The sequence below is a fragment of the Sediminibacillus albus genome (assembly GCF_900101125.1).
Classification (GTDB): Bacteria; Bacillota; Bacilli; order Bacillales; family Amphibacillaceae; genus Sediminibacillus; species Sediminibacillus albus.
In genome coordinates this window covers 1,155,752-1,173,227 of the sequence record NZ_FNFL01000001.1, presented here as the reverse complement: position 1 = coordinate 1,173,227, position 17,476 = coordinate 1,155,752, and the positions used below count along the sequence as shown (strand labels likewise).

Genomic DNA, 17,476 nt, shown 5'->3' with positions numbered 1-17,476 from the left:
TGATCTAGTGAAACTGTTGGAAGTGCACATCTATGGATTCGGGAAATGGCAGGACTTTCAAATAGATTTTCCGAGCGATAATTTATTTGTCATTAGTGGAGATAATGAGTCAGGTAAATCAACTATCAGGCTGTTTTTATTGTTTATCTTATTTGGCCTTCCGCCTAAGGCAAGAAAACAGCTCCGTCCCAAAACGGGCGGAAGAATTGGCGGACGTTTGAAGGTGTTTACCGAAGAAAACGGGACCTTCTACATTGAAAGGATTCATGAGAAGCAAAACGGAGAGGCAGTTTGCTATCTGGAGGATGGCACCGTGTTAGGAGAAGACTGGCTAAGGCAGCTGCTAAAAGGAATCAATCGGGACCAGTTCCAATCTGTATTTTCCTTTGACGCTGACGATTTGACTAAATTGCACTCCATTAACGAGGAAGATCTTGGTGAACTACTGCTCGGCGTTGGAATGACAGGTACAGACAAGATATATGCGGTGGAAAAGCAACTCGATAATGAACTGGATAAACGATTTAAGCCACAGGGGAAAAATCCGCAAATAAACAGCCAGTTGAAAAAACTTCAGGAGATAGAGGCAGAGCTTACAAAGCTGCAGGAACAAGAGGATACCTATTATCAGAAAAAAATGGCGGAGTCTGATTATGTAAACGAAATTCACCATAGGCAAAAGTTAATGGATTCCTTAAAATCAGAGAAATCAAAGCAGGAAAAATTGATTCAGGCATTACCGTTGCTGCACCAGCTTTCCGAAGCAGAAAGAAAGCTTGCGGATCTGCCAGAAACGCTTGAATTTCCGGAGAATGGTATTACAAGATATGAAGCGCTTCAAGAACAATTATTTCCTTTGAAAAGTGAGCTGTCGGTATTGGAGAGCAGCCTGCAAAAATACCATCAAAAATTATCAGGGTTTCAGCAGGATACTTGGCCGGAAGAAACCATGCAAAAAGTAGAAAAATTAATTTCAAGAGGAGAGGAATACCAACAGCTGCTAAGTCAATCTAAATTCCAAGCCAAGCAAAAAGCAGAAGCAGAGTCAGAGCTTGGCCGGATGCTGGAAGAGCTCAACCTGGGACTCGAACGGGAAGAACTTGATACATTGATATTCCCTTTCCATATAGAAGAAACGTGGAACAATATTAAAGAAGAAGATTACCAGTTGCAAGCAGAGATAGACAAACTGCACCGGGAGGAACAAGCCTTAGCAGAACAGAAACGGGCGTTGGAAACAGAAAAGAATAACATAACAGAAAATCTGCTTGAAGACGAGCAAGTACAAGCACTAGCCAAAGCGGTAGAAAGCAGGGAGAAAAGTGAAGTCAGCCATGAACAAAGAAATTCATGGGAAAGGGTTAGGAAAAAGCGAAGTAAAATTTCCTTTGCAGCTATGCTATGGATGTCGACTGGTGCAGCTGCCTTATTCTTTTTCGCTTTTCTTACAGAAACAGCTATCTTAAATACTGTGGCTGGAATCCTGCTATTTGCCGGACTGTTTCAAGCTTGGTGGACGAAGCGTTCACTAAGGATGTTAGACATGCATTTTCCGGAGGGCAATCAATCAGTCCACACACCGCCAATCAATCAGGAAGAATGGGAACGGGCAGACATGCAGCTGCAGAAGCATAACGAAATGCTAGGCAAAAGGGATAAATTGGCAGCCGAACATAAACAGACTGCCTTAGAGCTCTTGAAAATCACGGAGAGAAAGAACTTCTTTTTAGAAAAACAACAAGGCTTGATGCAGCGGGTGGATCAGCAATTAACAGAGTACCCCTTTCTTACAGATGTGGACACCGCTTACTGGCCGAAGCTATATCACAGGCTATCCGCGTGCCTGGAGAAACATCGCTCAGCCAAGCGTTATCAAGCAGAGCTGGACAATATTGAGCAAGAGATAGACAAGCTCACAGCAGAGGTAACTGCTTTTTACAAACAGCATGGGTGGACTTCCACAGGAAAGTTTATGGAAGATGTTAATAATTTGAAGGAACGTTTGGAAGAGCAAAAGGAAATAAATCATAAAATTGCCCAGTACAAGGAACTTATAGCAGAAAACGAGCAGAAACAGCAGGATATCAGCAGCCGCATGAAACCTTACCAGCAAGAGAGGGATAAGCTATGGAAAGCAGCCAATGTAAACAGCGAAGAAGCATTTTTACAGAATGGCAGGAAACAACAGGAAGCAAACGCTTTAGAAGAAAAAGCCGACAGTCTTTTCCATCAATTAGCTGGCTTGTTTTCCAACGAGGAAATCAAACAAACGTTAGCGGCTCTGCCTACAGAAGCTCAGGTCTATAGTGAGCTGGAAAAGACTGCTGCTGATATTACGGAGGCTGAGGCCCGACTTGACGAGTGCAGGCAAAATCTGTCCGATATCCGGTCGCTTATTTCCCAGATGGAGAAATCGGAAAGCTATTCGATAAGCAAGCATCAATTTCATCGTGAAATGGGTGTTCTAAAACAGCAAATAAAGCAATGGGCCGTTTATCAAACCGCAAAAGAACTACTGGAAGAAACCAAAAAAACATATCAGCACAAATATTTGCCAAGGACGCTGGAAACGGCGGCCGCATATTTTACACAACTTACAGGTGGAAGGTATACGAAGATCATTCCGCCAAACCTTAATCAGCCTTTTGAAGTAGCCGACGGCAATGGTTTCCGTTTCCGTGTGGAAGAACTGTCCAAAGGCACAGCGGACCAGTTATATATTTCGATCCGCCTGGCTTTAAGTAAGATGTTTGAAACGGAAAATGCTATGCCATTTTTTATTGATGATGCTTTTGTTCATTTCGATGCTAAGAGAGCAGGCACTTTCGGAAAGATTCTCAAACAAGCGTCACTGCACCAGCAGGTAATTTTATTTACTAGCAATCGTTCCATTGCAAATACTTTCGGAGATGTTCCAGTTATTGATTTAGGCAGCCCTGAAGTAATTGAATTAGCATAATCATGGCAAGGATGATAAAATAACTGAAGATAAAATGGCGAAATAAATTGTTGGAGGGTATACCATTGCCAAATAATGATATATCGAAAGAATGGTCCGAATATGAAGAAACCATTGAGAAATTTATTCAAGTAATAGCCAAGAACATGAACTTATATGGAATTACTTCATCTGTCGGGCGATTGTATGGAGCGCTCTATTTTGCTGAAGAGCCAATGACTCTGGATGATATGCGCGATGCCTTGGAGATGAGTAAGACAAGCATGTCTACAGGTGTCAGGTCGCTGGCGGAAATGAAAATGGTTCAGCCTGCCTACAAAAAAGGAGTAAGGAAGGATTTATATAAATCGGAAGAAGATTGGTATAAATCGTTCACTTCGTTGTTTGGGAATAGATGGAGACACCATACAGAAACAAACATTGAAGAAGCGGAAGAAGCCATTCATGAATTGGCTTTGCTGAAGGAACAGACCGTTGATGAGGAGTTACAACAGAAAATTACAGGTGACATCGAAAGGCTTAAATACGCGCAAAACTATTACAGATGGTTGATGAAATTTATTCAAGTCGTGGAGTCTGGCGAGATCTTTCAATATGTGCCCAAGCATGAAGGATAGCTCGCTTCCAGCTGGGTTGATCGCTTGTTATGAAGCAGCCCTTACCGAAATAGTTGGTAAGGGTTTTATCTATATCATGGAAAACGATGTAAAAAAACTGAACGTAATGAAAAAACAGAGAGGAGACTTTGCTTGTGAAAAAAGGAATCGCGTACTACAGTGTCGGCGACGCATTTGATTACTTCATGTTAATCAAATCAGCAAATAAAGGGGTTGCCAGTAATGGCAAGCCATTTTTGACTCTGATATTAAAGGACGTCACAGGGGAAATTGAAGCTAAGCTATGGGAAGCCACCCCGGAAGATGAAGAAACATTTCAACAAGAGCAATTAGTCAAAATTAATGGGGAAGTAAACCAGTTCCGCGGCCGCCCGCAATTAAAGATTCAATCAATTAGGCCAGCCCAGCCGACAGACGGTGTTCATGCCACCGATTTTATCGAAACGGCTCCTGTACCGAAAGAACAGTTGATGGAGAAACTCACCGAATATATATTTGATATGGAAAACCCGAATTTACAACGTATCGTCCGTTATTTTGTGAAAAAATATCAGGATGCCTTGCTCGTTTACCCGGCAGCCGTCAAAAACCACCACGAATATGTTTCCGGTCTGGCTTACCATGTAGTATCAATGCTTGACTTGGCTAAAAGCCTGAAAGGACTGTATCCTGAACTGAATAAAGACTTAATATACGCTGGTATCATTTTACATGACCTAGGGAAGATGAAAGAACTGTCAGGCGCTGCAACACCTTCCTATACGCTGGAAGGAAAGCTGATTGGCCATATTCCGATTATGGTAGAGGAAATCGGACAGGCTGCAAGAGAATTGCAGATTGAAGGCGAGGAAGTGACAATCCTCCAGCATTTGGTGTTATCCCATCACGGAAAAGCGGAATGGGGAAGCCCGAAACCTCCTCTAGTTAGAGAAGCGGAAATCCTTCATTTAATTGATTTGATGGATGCAAAGATGAACATGTTAAACCGTGCACTAGAAAAGGTAAAACCGGGTGAATTCACGGAACGTTTATTTGCTATGGATAATCGTTCGTTTTATAAACCGATGTTTGAAGACGAGTAGGGAACGAGATTTTATAATAGAATACGAGAATTAGAGGCGAAGCTTTATGAAGTGGAAGGATTGGGATAGGAACCTGCGGATCCGCCTATTTGGAGAGGGGACGACAAACCTGCTTTTCTGGTCTTATTTTCCATTTATGACAATATTGTTTGAAAGATCTTTTGGGAAAGACAAAGCAGGATTGCTGTTAATATTATCACAAGCATTTTCCGTGTTGGCAAGTTTGATTGGCGGCTATTGTGCTGACCGGTTCGGCCGCAAAAGAATGATGGTGCTTTCATCGTTTAGCCAGTTTTTGACCTTTTTATTGTTTGCATACGCCAACTCCCCCTGGTATCAATCACCCATGCTTACGTTCGTTTCCTTTAGTTTGCTTGGGGTTTGGGGGGCTTTGTATTGGCCGGCATCCCACGCAATGGTTGCTGATGTCGTCCATGAAAAACACCGTGCGTCTGTTTTTGCAGTTTTTTATACGTCAATTAACATTGCCGTGGTCGTAGGGCCCGTGATTGGCAGTTTTTTATTTTACACTTATCGTTTTCAAATGCTATTAGCCGGAGTGGTACTGACGGCATTTTTAACAATTATCCTTCAAAAGTATTTAAAGGAAACAGTCGAGTTGAAAATACGCAGCAAGGAAGCGAATACGCCATGGTATCAGGCGGTGTGGAGGGAAATGAGCGATTATCGGATTATCGCAAAAGATAAAACCTTCTTGTTATTTATTATCGCTGGTGTCCTTGTAGCGCAAACCTTTATGCAGCTGGATATTTTAATAGCCGTATATACGAGCGAAGTGATAGACAACCAAACATTGTTCCATTTCGGTGATTTTAAAGTGTCCATAAGTGGGGAAAAGGCATTTGCGCTTGTTTTGGCAGAAAATGGGCTGCTCGTTGCCCTTTTTACTGTGTTTGTTACCCGGGTGATGAATCGATTCAAAGAACAAAGGGTATTCGTAGCCTCCAGCCTCTTATACGCTGCAGGGATAACCTTATACGGACTTACCGAAAGCTTGTGGATGTTTATCTTTGCGATGGCTTTGTTTACGCTGGCCGAGCTGATGGTAGTAGGGATTCAGGAGAGCTTTGTGGCAAAGCTTGCACCGGAACAAATGAGAGGGCAGTATTTCTCCGCAGCGAGCCTCCGTTTTACCGTTGGAAAGTTAATTGCTCCCATGAGCCTTGTTTTAACCAGTTATATTTCCTACTCTTTGGTATTTAGCATTTTAGGGGTTTTTGCTGTTTTAAGTGCTTTAGTATATGTGATTACCTTTAAAAAGCTGGAAAGCAAAAGATCGCAAGCTCAAAGCTGATATAGCTGGTACTTGTCATATTTAGTTTTTATTCGCATATATTTGTAGCAAATATGGACAAGGGAGGCTGTAACATGATATTGGGGATTCCATGGTGGGTTTTTATGTTTATTATATTTATATTTTTCAGCGGTTATATGTCCTTTCGCGCAGTACGGGCAGAGAAAAGACTAGAAATGCAGTTTATTGAGCGGGAAGGGAAAATTTTTATGGACCGGATTAAGGATGAACGGAGTCAGAAAGAGAATGGCGACGCGGAAAAGAAACAAATGACATCTTACTAAACAAAAAGAAAAGCTCTGGCATGTATAGCCAGAGCTTTTTTTGTGCTCCTGTTTACTCTCCGGAATTCTCGCCTTCAGCTGGAGCTGGGGTTTCTGTTGCACCTTCTCCAGCTTCCGGTGTTTTAAACAGATCTTTGAATTCCTCGATTTTCACATCGATATCTGCGTCTTTCATCAATTGCTGCATCTTTTCTTGAGCGGCTGCATCATCGACTTTTTGTGCTGCAATTTCACGGCGAACCTCGTCTTTGATATCTTCCAGCGGCTCAACATCTTCAACTTCATTTCTTTCTGTTATTTGGATGATGTGCCAGCCATTAGATGTTTGTACTGGATCACTGATTTCATCTACTTCCAGGTTGTATGCTGCCTCTTCAAACTCAGGAACCATATCGCCAACAGTAAACGCTCCTAAGTCGCCACCTTCTTGTGCCGAACCGGTGTCAGTGGAATACTCCTCTGCAAGTGCCGCAAAGTCTTCTCCATCGTCCAGTTTGCTTTTCACTTCCTTGGCTGTTTCTTCATCTTGTACAAGAATATGTCTACCTACAAGTTCTGTTTGCATTTTTTCATATCTTTGCTGTATTTCTTCATCGGATACTTCCACATCTTCAGTAACTGCTTTTTCTTGAAGCATATTTAAACGAAGCACCTCTTTGAATTCCTCTTCGTCAGAAAATCCGCTTTGTTGAAGAACCATTTCAAATTGGTCCCCGTATTGTTCTTTTAGAGACTCTAATTCTTTGTCTACCTGTTCATCTTCCACTTCATAATTTCCTTGAAGAACTTTCTTCGTCACAAGCTGTTGAAGGACGGTTTCACCGTTCTGGTCTTTCAGCTCCTGGTAAAATTCTTCTTTGGTTACGTCGCCTGAACCTGTTTCAACGACTGTTTCGGGGTCGTCTGAAGAACAAGCAGATAAAGCGAGGATTCCAACCGCTACAGATGCTGATAATGCTAGTTTTTTCATTATATAAACACTCCTACTCTCAAAAACTTTACTTCGTTCAAGCTTTGACAAGCTCTTGAAATAATATAACACATTTATTAGCAAAAAAAATAGTCTATTCCTAAATTACACACTTTTTCCTAAAAATCGGACAGCAGCCTATCCTTGACGGGATCGGTTTGCATAAAATGAAGCAATATAACTAAAGGAGGTGCTTTCATGGGTGCAGGATATCATGGTGGATTCGCACTGATTGTCGTGTTGTTCATATTACTGATCATTGTAGGAGCTGCTTGGCTGTAATCGGTAATCAGTAATCAGCAACCATCATTTTTCCGGTAGTAAAAAGGGATGACCAGCACGCTGACTGCGTGCTGTCATCCCTTTTTTATCATTTGGTTTCATAGAGTATCTTTTCTTCGATTAAGTGAACAAAACCTCTACATAAGAAGAGATCAACAAGATTGTGATTAATATATTGATCGTTCTAAATACATTAGGTTGGCGTTCAGTGGACATCTCTGTCTGTACCACCAGTTTATGAGTTAAAGAGTTAAATATAAATAGTACGAACAAAGCAAAAAAAGCAAACAAGACTGGCATATCCTATGACCTCCTTTACACCTATACATTACTTTATCAAAATTTCCCCAGGTTGAACAGCCAAACCCACTCAAAAATCCACTTAAAGCCTAGTATCTTTATCTCCGCAAAAACAGCATTAAAACGAAAATAACAGCATCCCCGATGGCCGGGGTGCTGTTATCGTTCTTAGATAAGGATGTCATATCCATCCTTGGCGTTTTCGATCACACATTTTCTTGGTGCTTTCATCACCTGGTTTGCATACAAGAAATCGGTGAATGAAAGACCGATATTAACGGATAGAAATAATAAGAAGTATACATAGTAATTTATAAATACATAGCTGGAAATCAACCCCGGGATAGTGATCAGCAATGCCGGAGCCAGTAAGATAAATACAGAAGACGCTTTTGACATTTTTGATCTGGTCCGGAAAGAGAAAGATGGGAATATTCCCATATTGATTTTCCAGTTAATTTTAAATCGTTTATTTGTAAGGATTAATGGTAAAATATGCGTAAGTTTATGAATAGTCGGTAGTAAAACAAGTCCTAATAACAAAGGGAGTATCCCATGGTCTTTTACAGTTCCAGTTTGGTGGATCATGGAAAATATTAAATAAAAGAAAATGAATGCCATCATCCCAGTGAGCAACGATAATAAATAGATACGGTTAAGCCCGAATTCTCTGTGTAGATTAATAGTTTTCCAGCAATTCATTTTTCATCCCCCTTTGCACATTTGTTACGGGTTTATGATGCGGCTGCGGGGCCTTACCCTCAACGAATGATAGTATGTTTCCAGGGAAAAATCAATAGCTTTTAAGGAAAAAAAATAATAAATAAAAACTAGCCATTTTAAAGCCTGTCAGAATCCTGCTCTGACAGCATTTATCCTTCTTTCAGTCAGGAAAAGATTTTCCCGAAAAAAACGTCCAGATAACAAGAAGCGGTTTTAATTATTTTTTCAGGAAAAAACTTCACAGAAGCCAGTTTGCCTTTATAATGTGAGTATATAAATATAATATGAGAAAGGAGGGGAAATAGAATGGGCAGCGAGAGTGGCAGCGATTTAGCAAAATTTCATCTTCATTTGCTATTAAAGATGAAAGAAATTGATCAATATCCTTTTACCAAGCTGGTGATCGAAAAAGATTTATCCCAAACGGAGTATACACAGTTAATGGAACTGATAGATTATTTACATAAACAGTATCTGCTTCAGACCGAAGAAGGTTTTCTGGATGTTACCCCTTTGCTGGTACAGTTTGTCGGCATGCTGCATTATAAATTAGAGCCAAAGGCTACAATTATTGCATTAAAAAAGGAAGGTTTTTACCCTTCCCTGATGAATAAATTTTTACAGCTGCCCATAATAAAAGGATGACTTAACTATTTAACTTTTGATCGATGGACACAGAATTTGCCGGCTTGATTTTCTTGAATGCTGTCTCCAGTAGTTGATGAAACGCTATCATATCTTTTAACCGTGCATTCAAATCATTTACTTCTTTCGGGTCAGCAGCGCCAGGAAGATTGCTCCCATTCTGGGAAAGCACTGTTTCAATTTGTTCTAAGGAATGTTTCTGACGATTTGTCGCATCCATCCATTTATGAATGAAAGCATTCATAAATTTTTTATATAAATTCTCATCTGCTCGATATAAATCTTTTCTTTCCCCTTTTTTCCATACCCGTTCCACTAAATTTAGTTCCAACAGACTGCGTATGCCTGTGCTCATGGAAGTTTTGCTTTTTCCTAACGCTTCCCCCATTTCATCCAGCGTCATCGGCTCTCCTTCTAAATATAAAATAGCGAATAATCGGGCCTCTGAAGGGGTTAAGCCGAACATTTCTACCGTTTTGGCAAATTCGGTGGTAATTAATTCATTGATATCTTTCAGATTCGGTTCAGACATATAATCCTCCCTCAAAGATGTCCACTACACAATAAAGCATCCGTAACTTAAACATTCTTTATTCTAAGCTCTGGCGAGAAATGTTAAATAATATGTTGCATCATAGGTTACACTATTCTTGAATTTTTTAAAAATAGGCAAATGGATAGTTATTGAAAGCAAATCAAAGGAATTAAAAGTAAAAGCCGCAAAAAGTTTGTTCAGTTTAAACTGTACGAAAAATATATACAAAATTAGTGGTTTGTATCGTTTGAATTTTATGGTCAAATAGGGATATAGTATTAAGAGTGATTGATTTTGTGTTCGGATTTTTTATCTTTTATAGTAGAAAAGTAATGTACCCTAAAAGAAGATAATGCAAGATCATCTATAACGGTTTGCTCGATAGGCTATACTTAAGCGAGCAAGATAACTTGTAAGAGAGGTGAATAATATGCCAGTAATTGAAGTGCAGGGGTTGTCAAAGGTCTTTGGCAAAAATACGAAACAAGCATTGAAGCTTATGGACCAGGGGAAACCCAAGGAAGAAATATTAAAGGAAACTGGCAATACAGTTGGTGTTAACAGGGCTTCCTTTGAAGTGGAGGCTGGAGAAATTTTCGTTATCATGGGGTTATCAGGGAGCGGTAAGTCAACTCTTGTCCGTCTGATTAACCGCTTGATCGAGCCAACAGAAGGCAGTGTGTACATTGATGGGGAAGATCTAGCAAGAATGGACAAAAAAAATCTCCGCCGTGTCCGCCGTGAAAAATTAAGTATGGTATTCCAAAAATTCGCTTTGTTTCCACATCGGACCATTTTAGAAAATGCGGAATTTGGTTTAGAGATTCAAGGGGAAGAAAAAGACAAGCGAGGCAAAAAAGCGAAAGAAGCTTTAGAGATGGTAGGGCTTGGCGGATATATCCATCAATATCCTGCTCAACTATCCGGCGGAATGCAGCAGCGTGTCGGGCTGGCGCGAGCGCTTGCCAACGACCCGGAAGTTCTGCTCATGGACGAAGCTTTCTCTGCATTAGATCCGCTTATAAGAAAAGAAATGCAGGATGAATTGCTGGACTTACAGGAATCTATGCAAAAGACTATTCTGTTTATCACCCATGACCTAGATGAGGCATTAAGAATCGGTGACAGAATTGCTTTGATGAAGGATGGATCGATTGTTCAAATTGGTACACCTGAAGAGATCCTAGTTAATCCGGCTAATGATTACGTAGAGAAATTCGTAGAAGACGTCGATCGATCTAAAGTATTGACTGCTCAGCACATTATGAAGCGTCCAGAAACGATAAACATTGAAAAGCACGGGCCTAGAGTGGCGCTTGAACGGATGAGGGAAGAAGGCCTGTCAAGTATTTATGTAACGGACAGAAAGCGGAATTTAAAAGGGTATGTAACTGCTGATGCTGCTTCTGATGCGAAGAAACAGGAAATCAGCGATCTGAACGAAATTTTAAAGACGGATGTGCCGATTGTTTCTAAGGATACTTCTATGCATGATATTTTCGAAATAATCCATGACTCACCTGTCCCAATTGCCGTAGTGGAAGAAGGCAAATTGTTGGGAATCATAGTCAGAGGTGCTGTCATTTCCGCACTTGCTGGAGAAACCGAGGTGATCAACGAAGATGCTTAACTTTATGGAAAATGTAGGACAGATACCGTTAGCACAGTGGGTTTCCGATTTTACAGATTTGATTACTGAAACCTTTTCTTTCTTATTCAATCCTATTAAAAATGGTTTCGGAGATTTTATGGAATGGTTTGCCGAATTACTGGCTAGTATTCCACCAGTCATTGTTATAGTTTTAGTGGTAATTCTGGCGTTTTTTGCCAGCGGCAAACGCTTTGGACTGGCGTCCTTTTCATTAATTGGTTTGCTGCTTATTTGGAATCAGGGTTTATGGGAAGAATTAATGTTTACTTTTGCGCTGGTATTGATTGCCAGTGTGTTATCGGTAATCATTGGTGTTCCCATCGGCATATTGATGTCGAAGAGCAAAACTGCAGAATCAATTATTACACCGATTTTGGACTTCATGCAGACAATGCCTGCCTTTGTGTACTTAATTCCGGCGGTTGCTTTTTTCAGTATCGGAATGGTACCAGGTATTTTTGCATCGTTGATTTTCGCTACACCGCCAACGGTACGGTTTACCAATTTAGGAATCCGGCAAGTTTCCAGTGAATTGGTGGAAGCTTCAGAGGCATTTGGAAGTACCGGCTCGCAAAAGTTATTCAAAGTCGAATTGCCGATGGCGAAAAAGACAATCATGGCCGGTATTAACCAAACAGTTATGCTGGCACTGTCCATGGTAGTTATTGCTTCCATGATTGGTGCGCCAGGACTCGGGAGAGAAGTATTGTCTTCCTTGCAGCGCGCTCAAGTAGGTACAGGGTTCGTAGCGGGTCTTGGAATAGTTATTCTTGCCATTATTGTTGACAGGTTTACCCAAAGCTTGAATACCCGAAAAGGTAATAATGCTTAATCTAATTGCTGGCAACTTTTCAAATGAAAAGTTTTCCATATAAAAAATAGTAAAGGGGAGATTATTAGTTATGTTTAAACTTAACTTAAAACGTCTTGGCTTAGCAGCTGGACTATCATTTACTCTAGTGGCCGCTGGCTGCGGAAACTCTGATGAAGGTTCTGATTCAGAGGATACAGGCAGCGACAACGGCGGTGAAAACACAGAGCAGGCAGCTAATTATGGTGAAGAAACGGATTATACCATCACTGGTATCGAACCAGGAGCTGGCGTAGTACAAGCAGCAGAAGACGCAACAGAAACGTATGACAGCCTGTCCGGCTGGAAAGTAGAAACATCTTCCAGCGGTGCTATGGCAACTGCTCTAGGTGAAGCTTACGATAACGAAGAACCAATCATTGTCACTGGCTGGACACCTCACTGGAAATTCGCTAAGTATGATCTTAAGTATCTGGAAGATCCTGAGGGAGTTTTCGGCGAGGCAGAGGAAATCAAGACAATGGTGCGTAAAGGTCTAAAGGAAGATATGCCAAACGCTTATCAAATCCTTGACCAATTCAACTGGGAATCTGCAGACATGGAAGAAGTGATGCTTGAAGTAAGTAACGGCACTTCTCCTGAAGACGCAGCAAAAACCTGGATAGAGGAAAACTCAGACATGGTAGATGAGTGGACTAAGGGTACAGAAGAAGTTGATGGCCAAGAAATTGAACTAGTGTATGTTGAGTGGGACTCTGAAGTTGCTTCTACAAACGTAATTGCTGAAGTATTGCGCAATCAAGGCTTCGATGTAACAATCACTCCACTTGACAATGCTGTTATGTGGCAGTCGGTAGCAAGCGGCGATGCTGATGGTATGGTTGCTGCATGGTTGCCTGCTACTCACGCTGATGCATATGGCGAGTATAAAGATCAGGTAGAAGACCTAGGAGCTAACCTTGAAGGCGCTAAAATCGGCCTTGTAGTTCCAAAGTACATGGATGTAGATTCAATCGAAGACTTGCAGCCAGCTGAATAATAAGAATGTATCAAAAAGCTGTCCACTCTAGTGGACAGCTTTTTTGGTAAAAAACAGGCTGATCCTTTATAAGACCAGCCTGTTTTTTATTGGTTCGATTGTTTTTTTGTTTTCTCTTCAAGCTCTTTTAGACTATCTTCTATTTGTGCCAAATAGGTTTGAATATTTTTTTGATGAGGCTCAATCGTATTTTTCCACGATTCAATCGAGGTTTTCATATCTGCGGATAAATCTTTTATGAGAGTTGCACCTTCTTTTGATGTCTGGGTAATTTGCTCTTTCAATTGGAAACCTTCTTGTTTTAAATTTTTGAAAGTATCCATTAAGTCATCTCTCCGAGCATTGACTTGGCTGCGGAGCTCCTTCCCTGATGATGGTGTACTTAACAATGCAGCGGCTGCACTTACTGCTCCTCCAATCATAAAACCTAAAAGAATCGATTTACTGTTAGCCATGACTTTACACCCCTTTCACTCTTATTATACTTATTTTCTCTAAATTTGCCGAGATGAAACTACATATTCTTCGGAAAGAAATATTTCATGAAGATTCTTTTTCCCATTGGGTGCATATGCGTTAGCTAATGAAGGGCCTGCAGGCAGGCGCTTCGCTCCTCCTGCCCCAATTATACGACTCCCGCTTATTTTTTAATATAATTTCCAATGGTACCGGCAATTTGTTGTAAGTCATCCTGGGAATAGGCATTATTATTCGTATTCCAAATAGCTTCAAACCCATCCCCTTTTCCATAACGGGGAATCAAGTGGATATGTAAGTGGAAAACAGACTGTCCAGCAGCTTCTTCATTATTGTTGAGCAAATTAAGGCCAACTGGCTGAAAAGCTTCTTTAATAGCACTGGCTACTTTAGGAACACTGCCAAAAAAGCTTTGGGCTACTTCCGGCGGTGTTTCATATATATTCCTGGTGTGATGCTTTGGAATCACCAAGGTATGTCCTTTGGTTACTTGGCTTAGATCAAGAAAGGCGTAAACGTTTTCGTCTTCGTATACCTTGGCAGACGGAATATCTCCTGCTACAATTTTACAGAAAATGCAGTCTTCACTATGATTCATGTAATCACTCCTATTTTATTAATTCGTACTTCTAATTATTGTATAAAGGAAGATGGCTGTGTGTAAAGCATATACATTCAGAGAAAAAAATCGAGCCATCCCGCCACAGGAAAAGTCATCCGATAGAGACTCCCTGTTTTGGAATGGCCCGTCTTTTGAAGAAGAAGGATATTTTGGTCATCTGTAGAATAACTTGTTTGTAATCAATTGAACCAGGGGAATGATTCAGAACTAATTACTTTTGAAAACCTTTCGTCAACACCCCATTTGGCTGAAGTAGTTGTTTCCAATAAGGAAAAGGTTTGTAAAGTTTTCTATCGATGGTCGATCACCAACACCTCATTTCGAGTAGTGGAGATGATATCCTAACTTCTTCCTTACATAGTGTGAGCCGGGGTTAAAGATATTATTCATGGTATTTTTGGTAATCATCAGATTAAAATGATAAAATTTTAGTATTACATCCGCAAAAACAAAATATTATTTATAAATTCAAAAGGGGGCGCAAGCTTGGAACCTTTATTACATATTGATCAATTATCGGGCGGGTACACGCACAAAAATGTGCTGCATGATGTTTCTTTTGATGTTTTCCCAAATGAAATCGTTGGGCTTATCGGGCTTAATGGAGCAGGAAAGAGTACAACCATTAAACATGTCATCGGCTTGATGCAGCCCAACCAGGGCAGAGTGGCAATCGAGGGCAGGACATTCCGGGAGGCACCCGAAACATATCGCAGCAAATTCACCTATATACCGGAAATGCCGATTCTATATGATGAATTAACCCTTGAAGAGCATTTACGTCTTACTGCCATGGCGTACGATATTCCGGAAGAGACATTCCAACAGCGCTTGGACCCGCTTTTAAAGGAGTTCAGGTTAGAGAAAAAAATGAGATGGTTTCCTGTCCACTTTTCTAAAGGGATGAGACAGAAGGTAATGATCATGTGTGCCTTTCTGGTCGATCCACCCTTGTATGTAGTGGATGAACCTTTTGTCGGCCTAGATCCGTTAGGCATTCAATCTTATTTACAGCTGATGGATGATGTAAAGGCAAGAGGAGGCGGGGTATTGATGTCGACTCATATTTTGGCAACTGCTGAGCGTTACTGTGATCGTTTTGTCATCCTGCACGATGGGAGAGTCCGTGCACAGGGGACCTTAACAGAATTACAATCGGAGTTTAATATGCCGCATGCTGCTTTGGATGATCTATATGTGGAGTTGACGAAGGAAGATAACCATGTTTGACGCCAATCTTTTTTTTAAGTCGCGTTTTTCTTCCCATATGAAGGAAATCAGCCGCTATTTAAAATATATATTCAATGGCCATATCGTAGTGGCTATGCTGTTTTTTATATCGGCCCTCGCCTACTATTACCAGCAATGGCTGGCAGCCTTACCAGAGGGCTTTCCGACAGCTCTCGTTATCAGTGTGTTATTTGGCATCATTGCTGCCTACAGTCCGGCCAGAACGTTGCTGAAGGAAGCTGATTTAGTATTTCTTCTCCCGGCAGAAACAAAGATGGGCAGTTATTTCCGCAGCACCCTCATCTACAGTTTCGTTGTCCAGCTTTATCTGCTGGCGTTGGCTGCTGCGGCGTTGGCCCCTTTGTATTCTGCTGCTTATCCTGAGAGGGGCGGACAATCCTATTTGTTTCTCCTGCTGCTTTTGGGGATTTTGAAAATTTGGCATTTAGCAGCTACCTGGTGGATTTTAAAAGTAAGGGATAACAATATTCGCCTGGTGGATTTTACTGCCAGAACACTGCTAACTATTGCCGTATTTTATTTACTGATCAATCAGGCTCTTTTACTGGCTGCGTTGGCAATGCTTCTGTTAGCCTTTGTCTTTGCCTATGACTTTTATTTAGCCAAAAAGAATCCAGGCATCGTCTGGGATGTGCTGGTGGAAAAGGATAACAATCGGATGCGGGCCTTTTATCGTCTTGCCAATATGTTCACGGATGTGCCGCATTTGAAAAACCAAATCAAAAAGCGCCACTGGCTTGTTTCGTTATTGGTAAAGTCTGTTCCCTTCAAGCAACAGCGTTCTTTTGATTATTTATTCCGGATTACCACGGTGAGAAGCAGTGATTACATCGGCATATATACACGTTTAATTATTATTGGCGGGCTTGCCGCGTACTTTGTCCCTAACCTGTGGATGAAAATAATTTTTTGCTTATTGTTCATCTACTTAACGGCATTCCAGTTGATGAGCTTGTGGAAGCACCACCGGACAATCGTCTGGATGGATCTTTATCCGGTGAACCTCCAGTGGCGCAGGCAGGCATTGTTAAAATGGCTGCTGCAGTTACTGTTGGCTCAAACATTTCTGTTCGGTTTGTTGTTTATTTTTATGGAGAGCCTCACCGGTATGGTGGTTGTTTGGGCTGGCGGACTTGCCTTTAGTTACTTGTTTGTAAATGGTTATGTAAAAAAACGGTTAACTTAAGGAGCGTTATAATGGCAAATGCTTATGAACAGCAAGTATTGGCAGAGGCACTTCGTTTTCAAAAATCGATGACCAGAAAGTCTTCGATTATCCAACGAAGCTCTAAAAAGCTGCAAAACAAAGTCAATGATAAGATTCCTGATAAAGTTCACCAGGCAGTTACCGAAAGCATCAAAAGGATGATCGAGCTTAGCTTGACTTCATCCCAATACATTCATCCAGTCGAAATAAGCCAGTCGAACAATCTTCAGGATAGAGAACTGTTAATAAAGAAACGGCTGAAACAATATAAACGAACAGCAATGCTGGAGGGAGCCGGTACAGGTGCTGGCGGTATTCTATTAGGGATGGCTGACTTTCCGATGTTGTTGAGCATCAAAATGAAATTCTTGTTCGACGTAGGGCAGCTATATGGGTTTGATGTGAGGAAACACGAAGAAAGAGTGTACTTGCTGCACGTGTTTTTACTGGCTTTTTCCAGCGACCAAAAGCGGAAGGAAGTCCTGCATACCGTTTTGAACTGGGACAACAATGAGGAGCAGTGGATGAAACAAGTAGACTGGAAGACGCTGCAGCAGGAATATCGCGATACGATTGATTTGGCAAAAATGCTGCAGCTTATTCCCGGATTCGGAGCTGTTGTTGGTGCATGGGCAAATGGCAGGTTTTTAGACCAATTAGGGGAGACGGCAATGAATATATACCGTCTCCGTATGCTTTCCTGACT

Annotated in this window: 19 protein-coding genes; 13 read left to right on the top strand and 6 right to left on the bottom strand. The window is 41.2% G+C overall.

Features of this window, described 5'->3' with window-relative positions:
• The first annotated feature begins 7 nt into the window (after positions 1-7).
• From BLR93_RS06060 to BLR93_RS06040, 5 genes are all read left to right on the top strand, one after another.
• Positions 8-2,959, top strand: coding sequence for an AAA family ATPase (locus tag BLR93_RS06060; protein ID WP_093212161.1), 2,952 nt, complete (start codon positions 8-10; stop codon positions 2,957-2,959).
• 65 nt (positions 2,960-3,024) lie between these two features.
• Positions 3,025-3,576, top strand: coding sequence for a GbsR/MarR family transcriptional regulator (locus BLR93_RS06055; RefSeq protein WP_093212159.1), 552 nt, complete (start codon positions 3,025-3,027; stop codon positions 3,574-3,576).
• Positions 3,577-3,710: 134 nt separating this feature from the next.
• Positions 3,711-4,658 (top strand): 3'-5' exoribonuclease YhaM, encoded by a 948-nt coding sequence (yhaM, locus tag BLR93_RS06050; RefSeq protein WP_093212157.1) that lies wholly within the window; start codon positions 3,711-3,713, stop codon positions 4,656-4,658.
• A gap of 46 nt (positions 4,659-4,704) precedes the next feature.
• Entirely contained in the window at positions 4,705-5,973 is a 1,269-nt protein-coding gene (locus BLR93_RS06045; RefSeq protein WP_093212155.1) for an MDR family MFS transporter, read from the top strand.
• 74 nt (positions 5,974-6,047) lie between these two features.
• Positions 6,048-6,257, top strand: a complete 210-nt coding sequence (locus BLR93_RS06040) for a sporulation YhaL family protein (RefSeq protein ID WP_093212153.1) — start codon at positions 6,048-6,050, stop codon at positions 6,255-6,257.
• A gap of 52 nt (positions 6,258-6,309) precedes the next feature.
• Here the strand turns inward: BLR93_RS06040 and BLR93_RS06035 are convergent, their stop codons facing one another.
• Complete coding sequence (locus BLR93_RS06035) at positions 6,310-7,227, bottom strand: peptidylprolyl isomerase (protein WP_093212151.1); 918 nt, start codon at positions 7,225-7,227, stop codon at positions 6,310-6,312.
• A gap of 198 nt (positions 7,228-7,425) precedes the next feature.
• Here BLR93_RS06035 and BLR93_RS06030 point away from each other — a divergent pair, with 198 nt between their 5' ends.
• A complete protein-coding gene (locus tag BLR93_RS06030) occupies positions 7,426-7,509 on the top strand; it encodes a YjcZ family sporulation protein (RefSeq protein WP_093212149.1) in 84 nt (27 codons plus the stop codon).
• 120 nt (positions 7,510-7,629) lie between these two features.
• Here BLR93_RS06030 and BLR93_RS06025 read toward each other — a convergent pair whose 3' ends face one another.
• Positions 7,630-7,809, bottom strand: a complete 180-nt coding sequence (locus tag BLR93_RS06025) for a hypothetical protein (RefSeq protein ID WP_093212147.1) — start codon at positions 7,807-7,809, stop codon at positions 7,630-7,632.
• A 168-nt stretch (positions 7,810-7,977) separates the two neighbouring features.
• Positions 7,978-8,511 carry a DUF3267 domain-containing protein gene (locus BLR93_RS06020; protein ID WP_093212145.1) on the bottom strand — a complete coding sequence of 178 codons (534 nt, stop codon included), beginning with the start codon at positions 8,509-8,511 and terminating at the stop codon, positions 7,978-7,980.
• A gap of 327 nt (positions 8,512-8,838) precedes the next feature.
• On the opposite strand from BLR93_RS06020, the gene BLR93_RS06015 reads away from it, so the two are divergent.
• A complete protein-coding gene (locus tag BLR93_RS06015; protein WP_093212143.1) occupies positions 8,839-9,177 on the top strand; it encodes a DUF1878 family protein in 339 nt (112 codons plus the stop codon).
• A gap of 1 nt (position 9,178) precedes the next feature.
• On the opposite strand, the gene BLR93_RS06010 is transcribed toward BLR93_RS06015, so the two are convergent.
• Positions 9,179-9,709: a GbsR/MarR family transcriptional regulator gene (locus BLR93_RS06010; RefSeq protein ID WP_093212141.1), complete on the bottom strand. Its 531-nt coding sequence runs from the start codon at positions 9,707-9,709 to the stop codon at positions 9,179-9,181.
• Positions 9,710-10,142: 433 nt separating this feature from the next.
• Between BLR93_RS06010 and BLR93_RS06005 the strand changes: the two genes are divergently transcribed.
• The 3 genes from BLR93_RS06005 (at position 10,143) to BLR93_RS05995 (ending at position 13,213) form a co-directional block, all read left to right on the top strand.
• Positions 10,143-11,342 (top strand): quaternary amine ABC transporter ATP-binding protein, encoded by a 1,200-nt coding sequence (locus tag BLR93_RS06005; RefSeq protein ID WP_093212139.1) that lies wholly within the window; start codon positions 10,143-10,145, stop codon positions 11,340-11,342.
• Entirely contained in the window at positions 11,335-12,195 is an 861-nt protein-coding gene (locus BLR93_RS06000; RefSeq protein ID WP_093212137.1) for an ABC transporter permease, read from the top strand. The genes BLR93_RS06005 and BLR93_RS06000 overlap by 8 nt, the downstream gene beginning before the upstream one ends.
• A gap of 70 nt (positions 12,196-12,265) precedes the next feature.
• On the top strand, positions 12,266-13,213 hold the full coding sequence (locus BLR93_RS05995) for a glycine betaine ABC transporter substrate-binding protein (protein WP_093212135.1): 948 nt from the start codon (positions 12,266-12,268) through the stop codon (positions 13,211-13,213).
• Between the two features lie 86 nt (positions 13,214-13,299).
• Here the strand turns inward: BLR93_RS05995 and BLR93_RS05990 are convergent, their stop codons facing one another.
• Positions 13,300-13,668: a YtxH domain-containing protein gene (locus BLR93_RS05990; RefSeq protein ID WP_093212133.1), complete on the bottom strand. Its 369-nt coding sequence runs from the start codon at positions 13,666-13,668 to the stop codon at positions 13,300-13,302.
• A gap of 185 nt (positions 13,669-13,853) precedes the next feature.
• Positions 13,854-14,288: an HIT family protein gene (locus tag BLR93_RS05985; RefSeq protein WP_093212131.1), complete on the bottom strand. Its 435-nt coding sequence runs from the start codon at positions 14,286-14,288 to the stop codon at positions 13,854-13,856.
• Positions 14,289-14,798: 510 nt separating this feature from the next.
• Between BLR93_RS05985 and BLR93_RS05980 the strand changes: the two genes are divergently transcribed.
• Genes BLR93_RS05980 through BLR93_RS05970 form a run of 3 tightly spaced genes read left to right on the top strand, consistent with a single transcriptional unit; the run spans position 14,799 to position 17,474 of the window.
• Positions 14,799-15,542: an ABC transporter ATP-binding protein gene (locus BLR93_RS05980; RefSeq protein ID WP_093212129.1), complete on the top strand. Its 744-nt coding sequence runs from the start codon at positions 14,799-14,801 to the stop codon at positions 15,540-15,542.
• Positions 15,535-16,749: an ABC transporter permease gene (locus BLR93_RS05975; RefSeq protein ID WP_093212127.1), complete on the top strand. Its 1,215-nt coding sequence runs from the start codon at positions 15,535-15,537 to the stop codon at positions 16,747-16,749. Before BLR93_RS05980 ends, BLR93_RS05975 begins: the two co-directional genes overlap by 8 nt.
• Positions 16,750-16,760: 11 nt before the next feature.
• Entirely contained in the window at positions 16,761-17,474 is a 714-nt protein-coding gene (locus tag BLR93_RS05970) for an EcsC family protein (protein ID WP_093212125.1), read from the top strand.
• Positions 17,475-17,476: the final 2 nt, after the last annotated feature.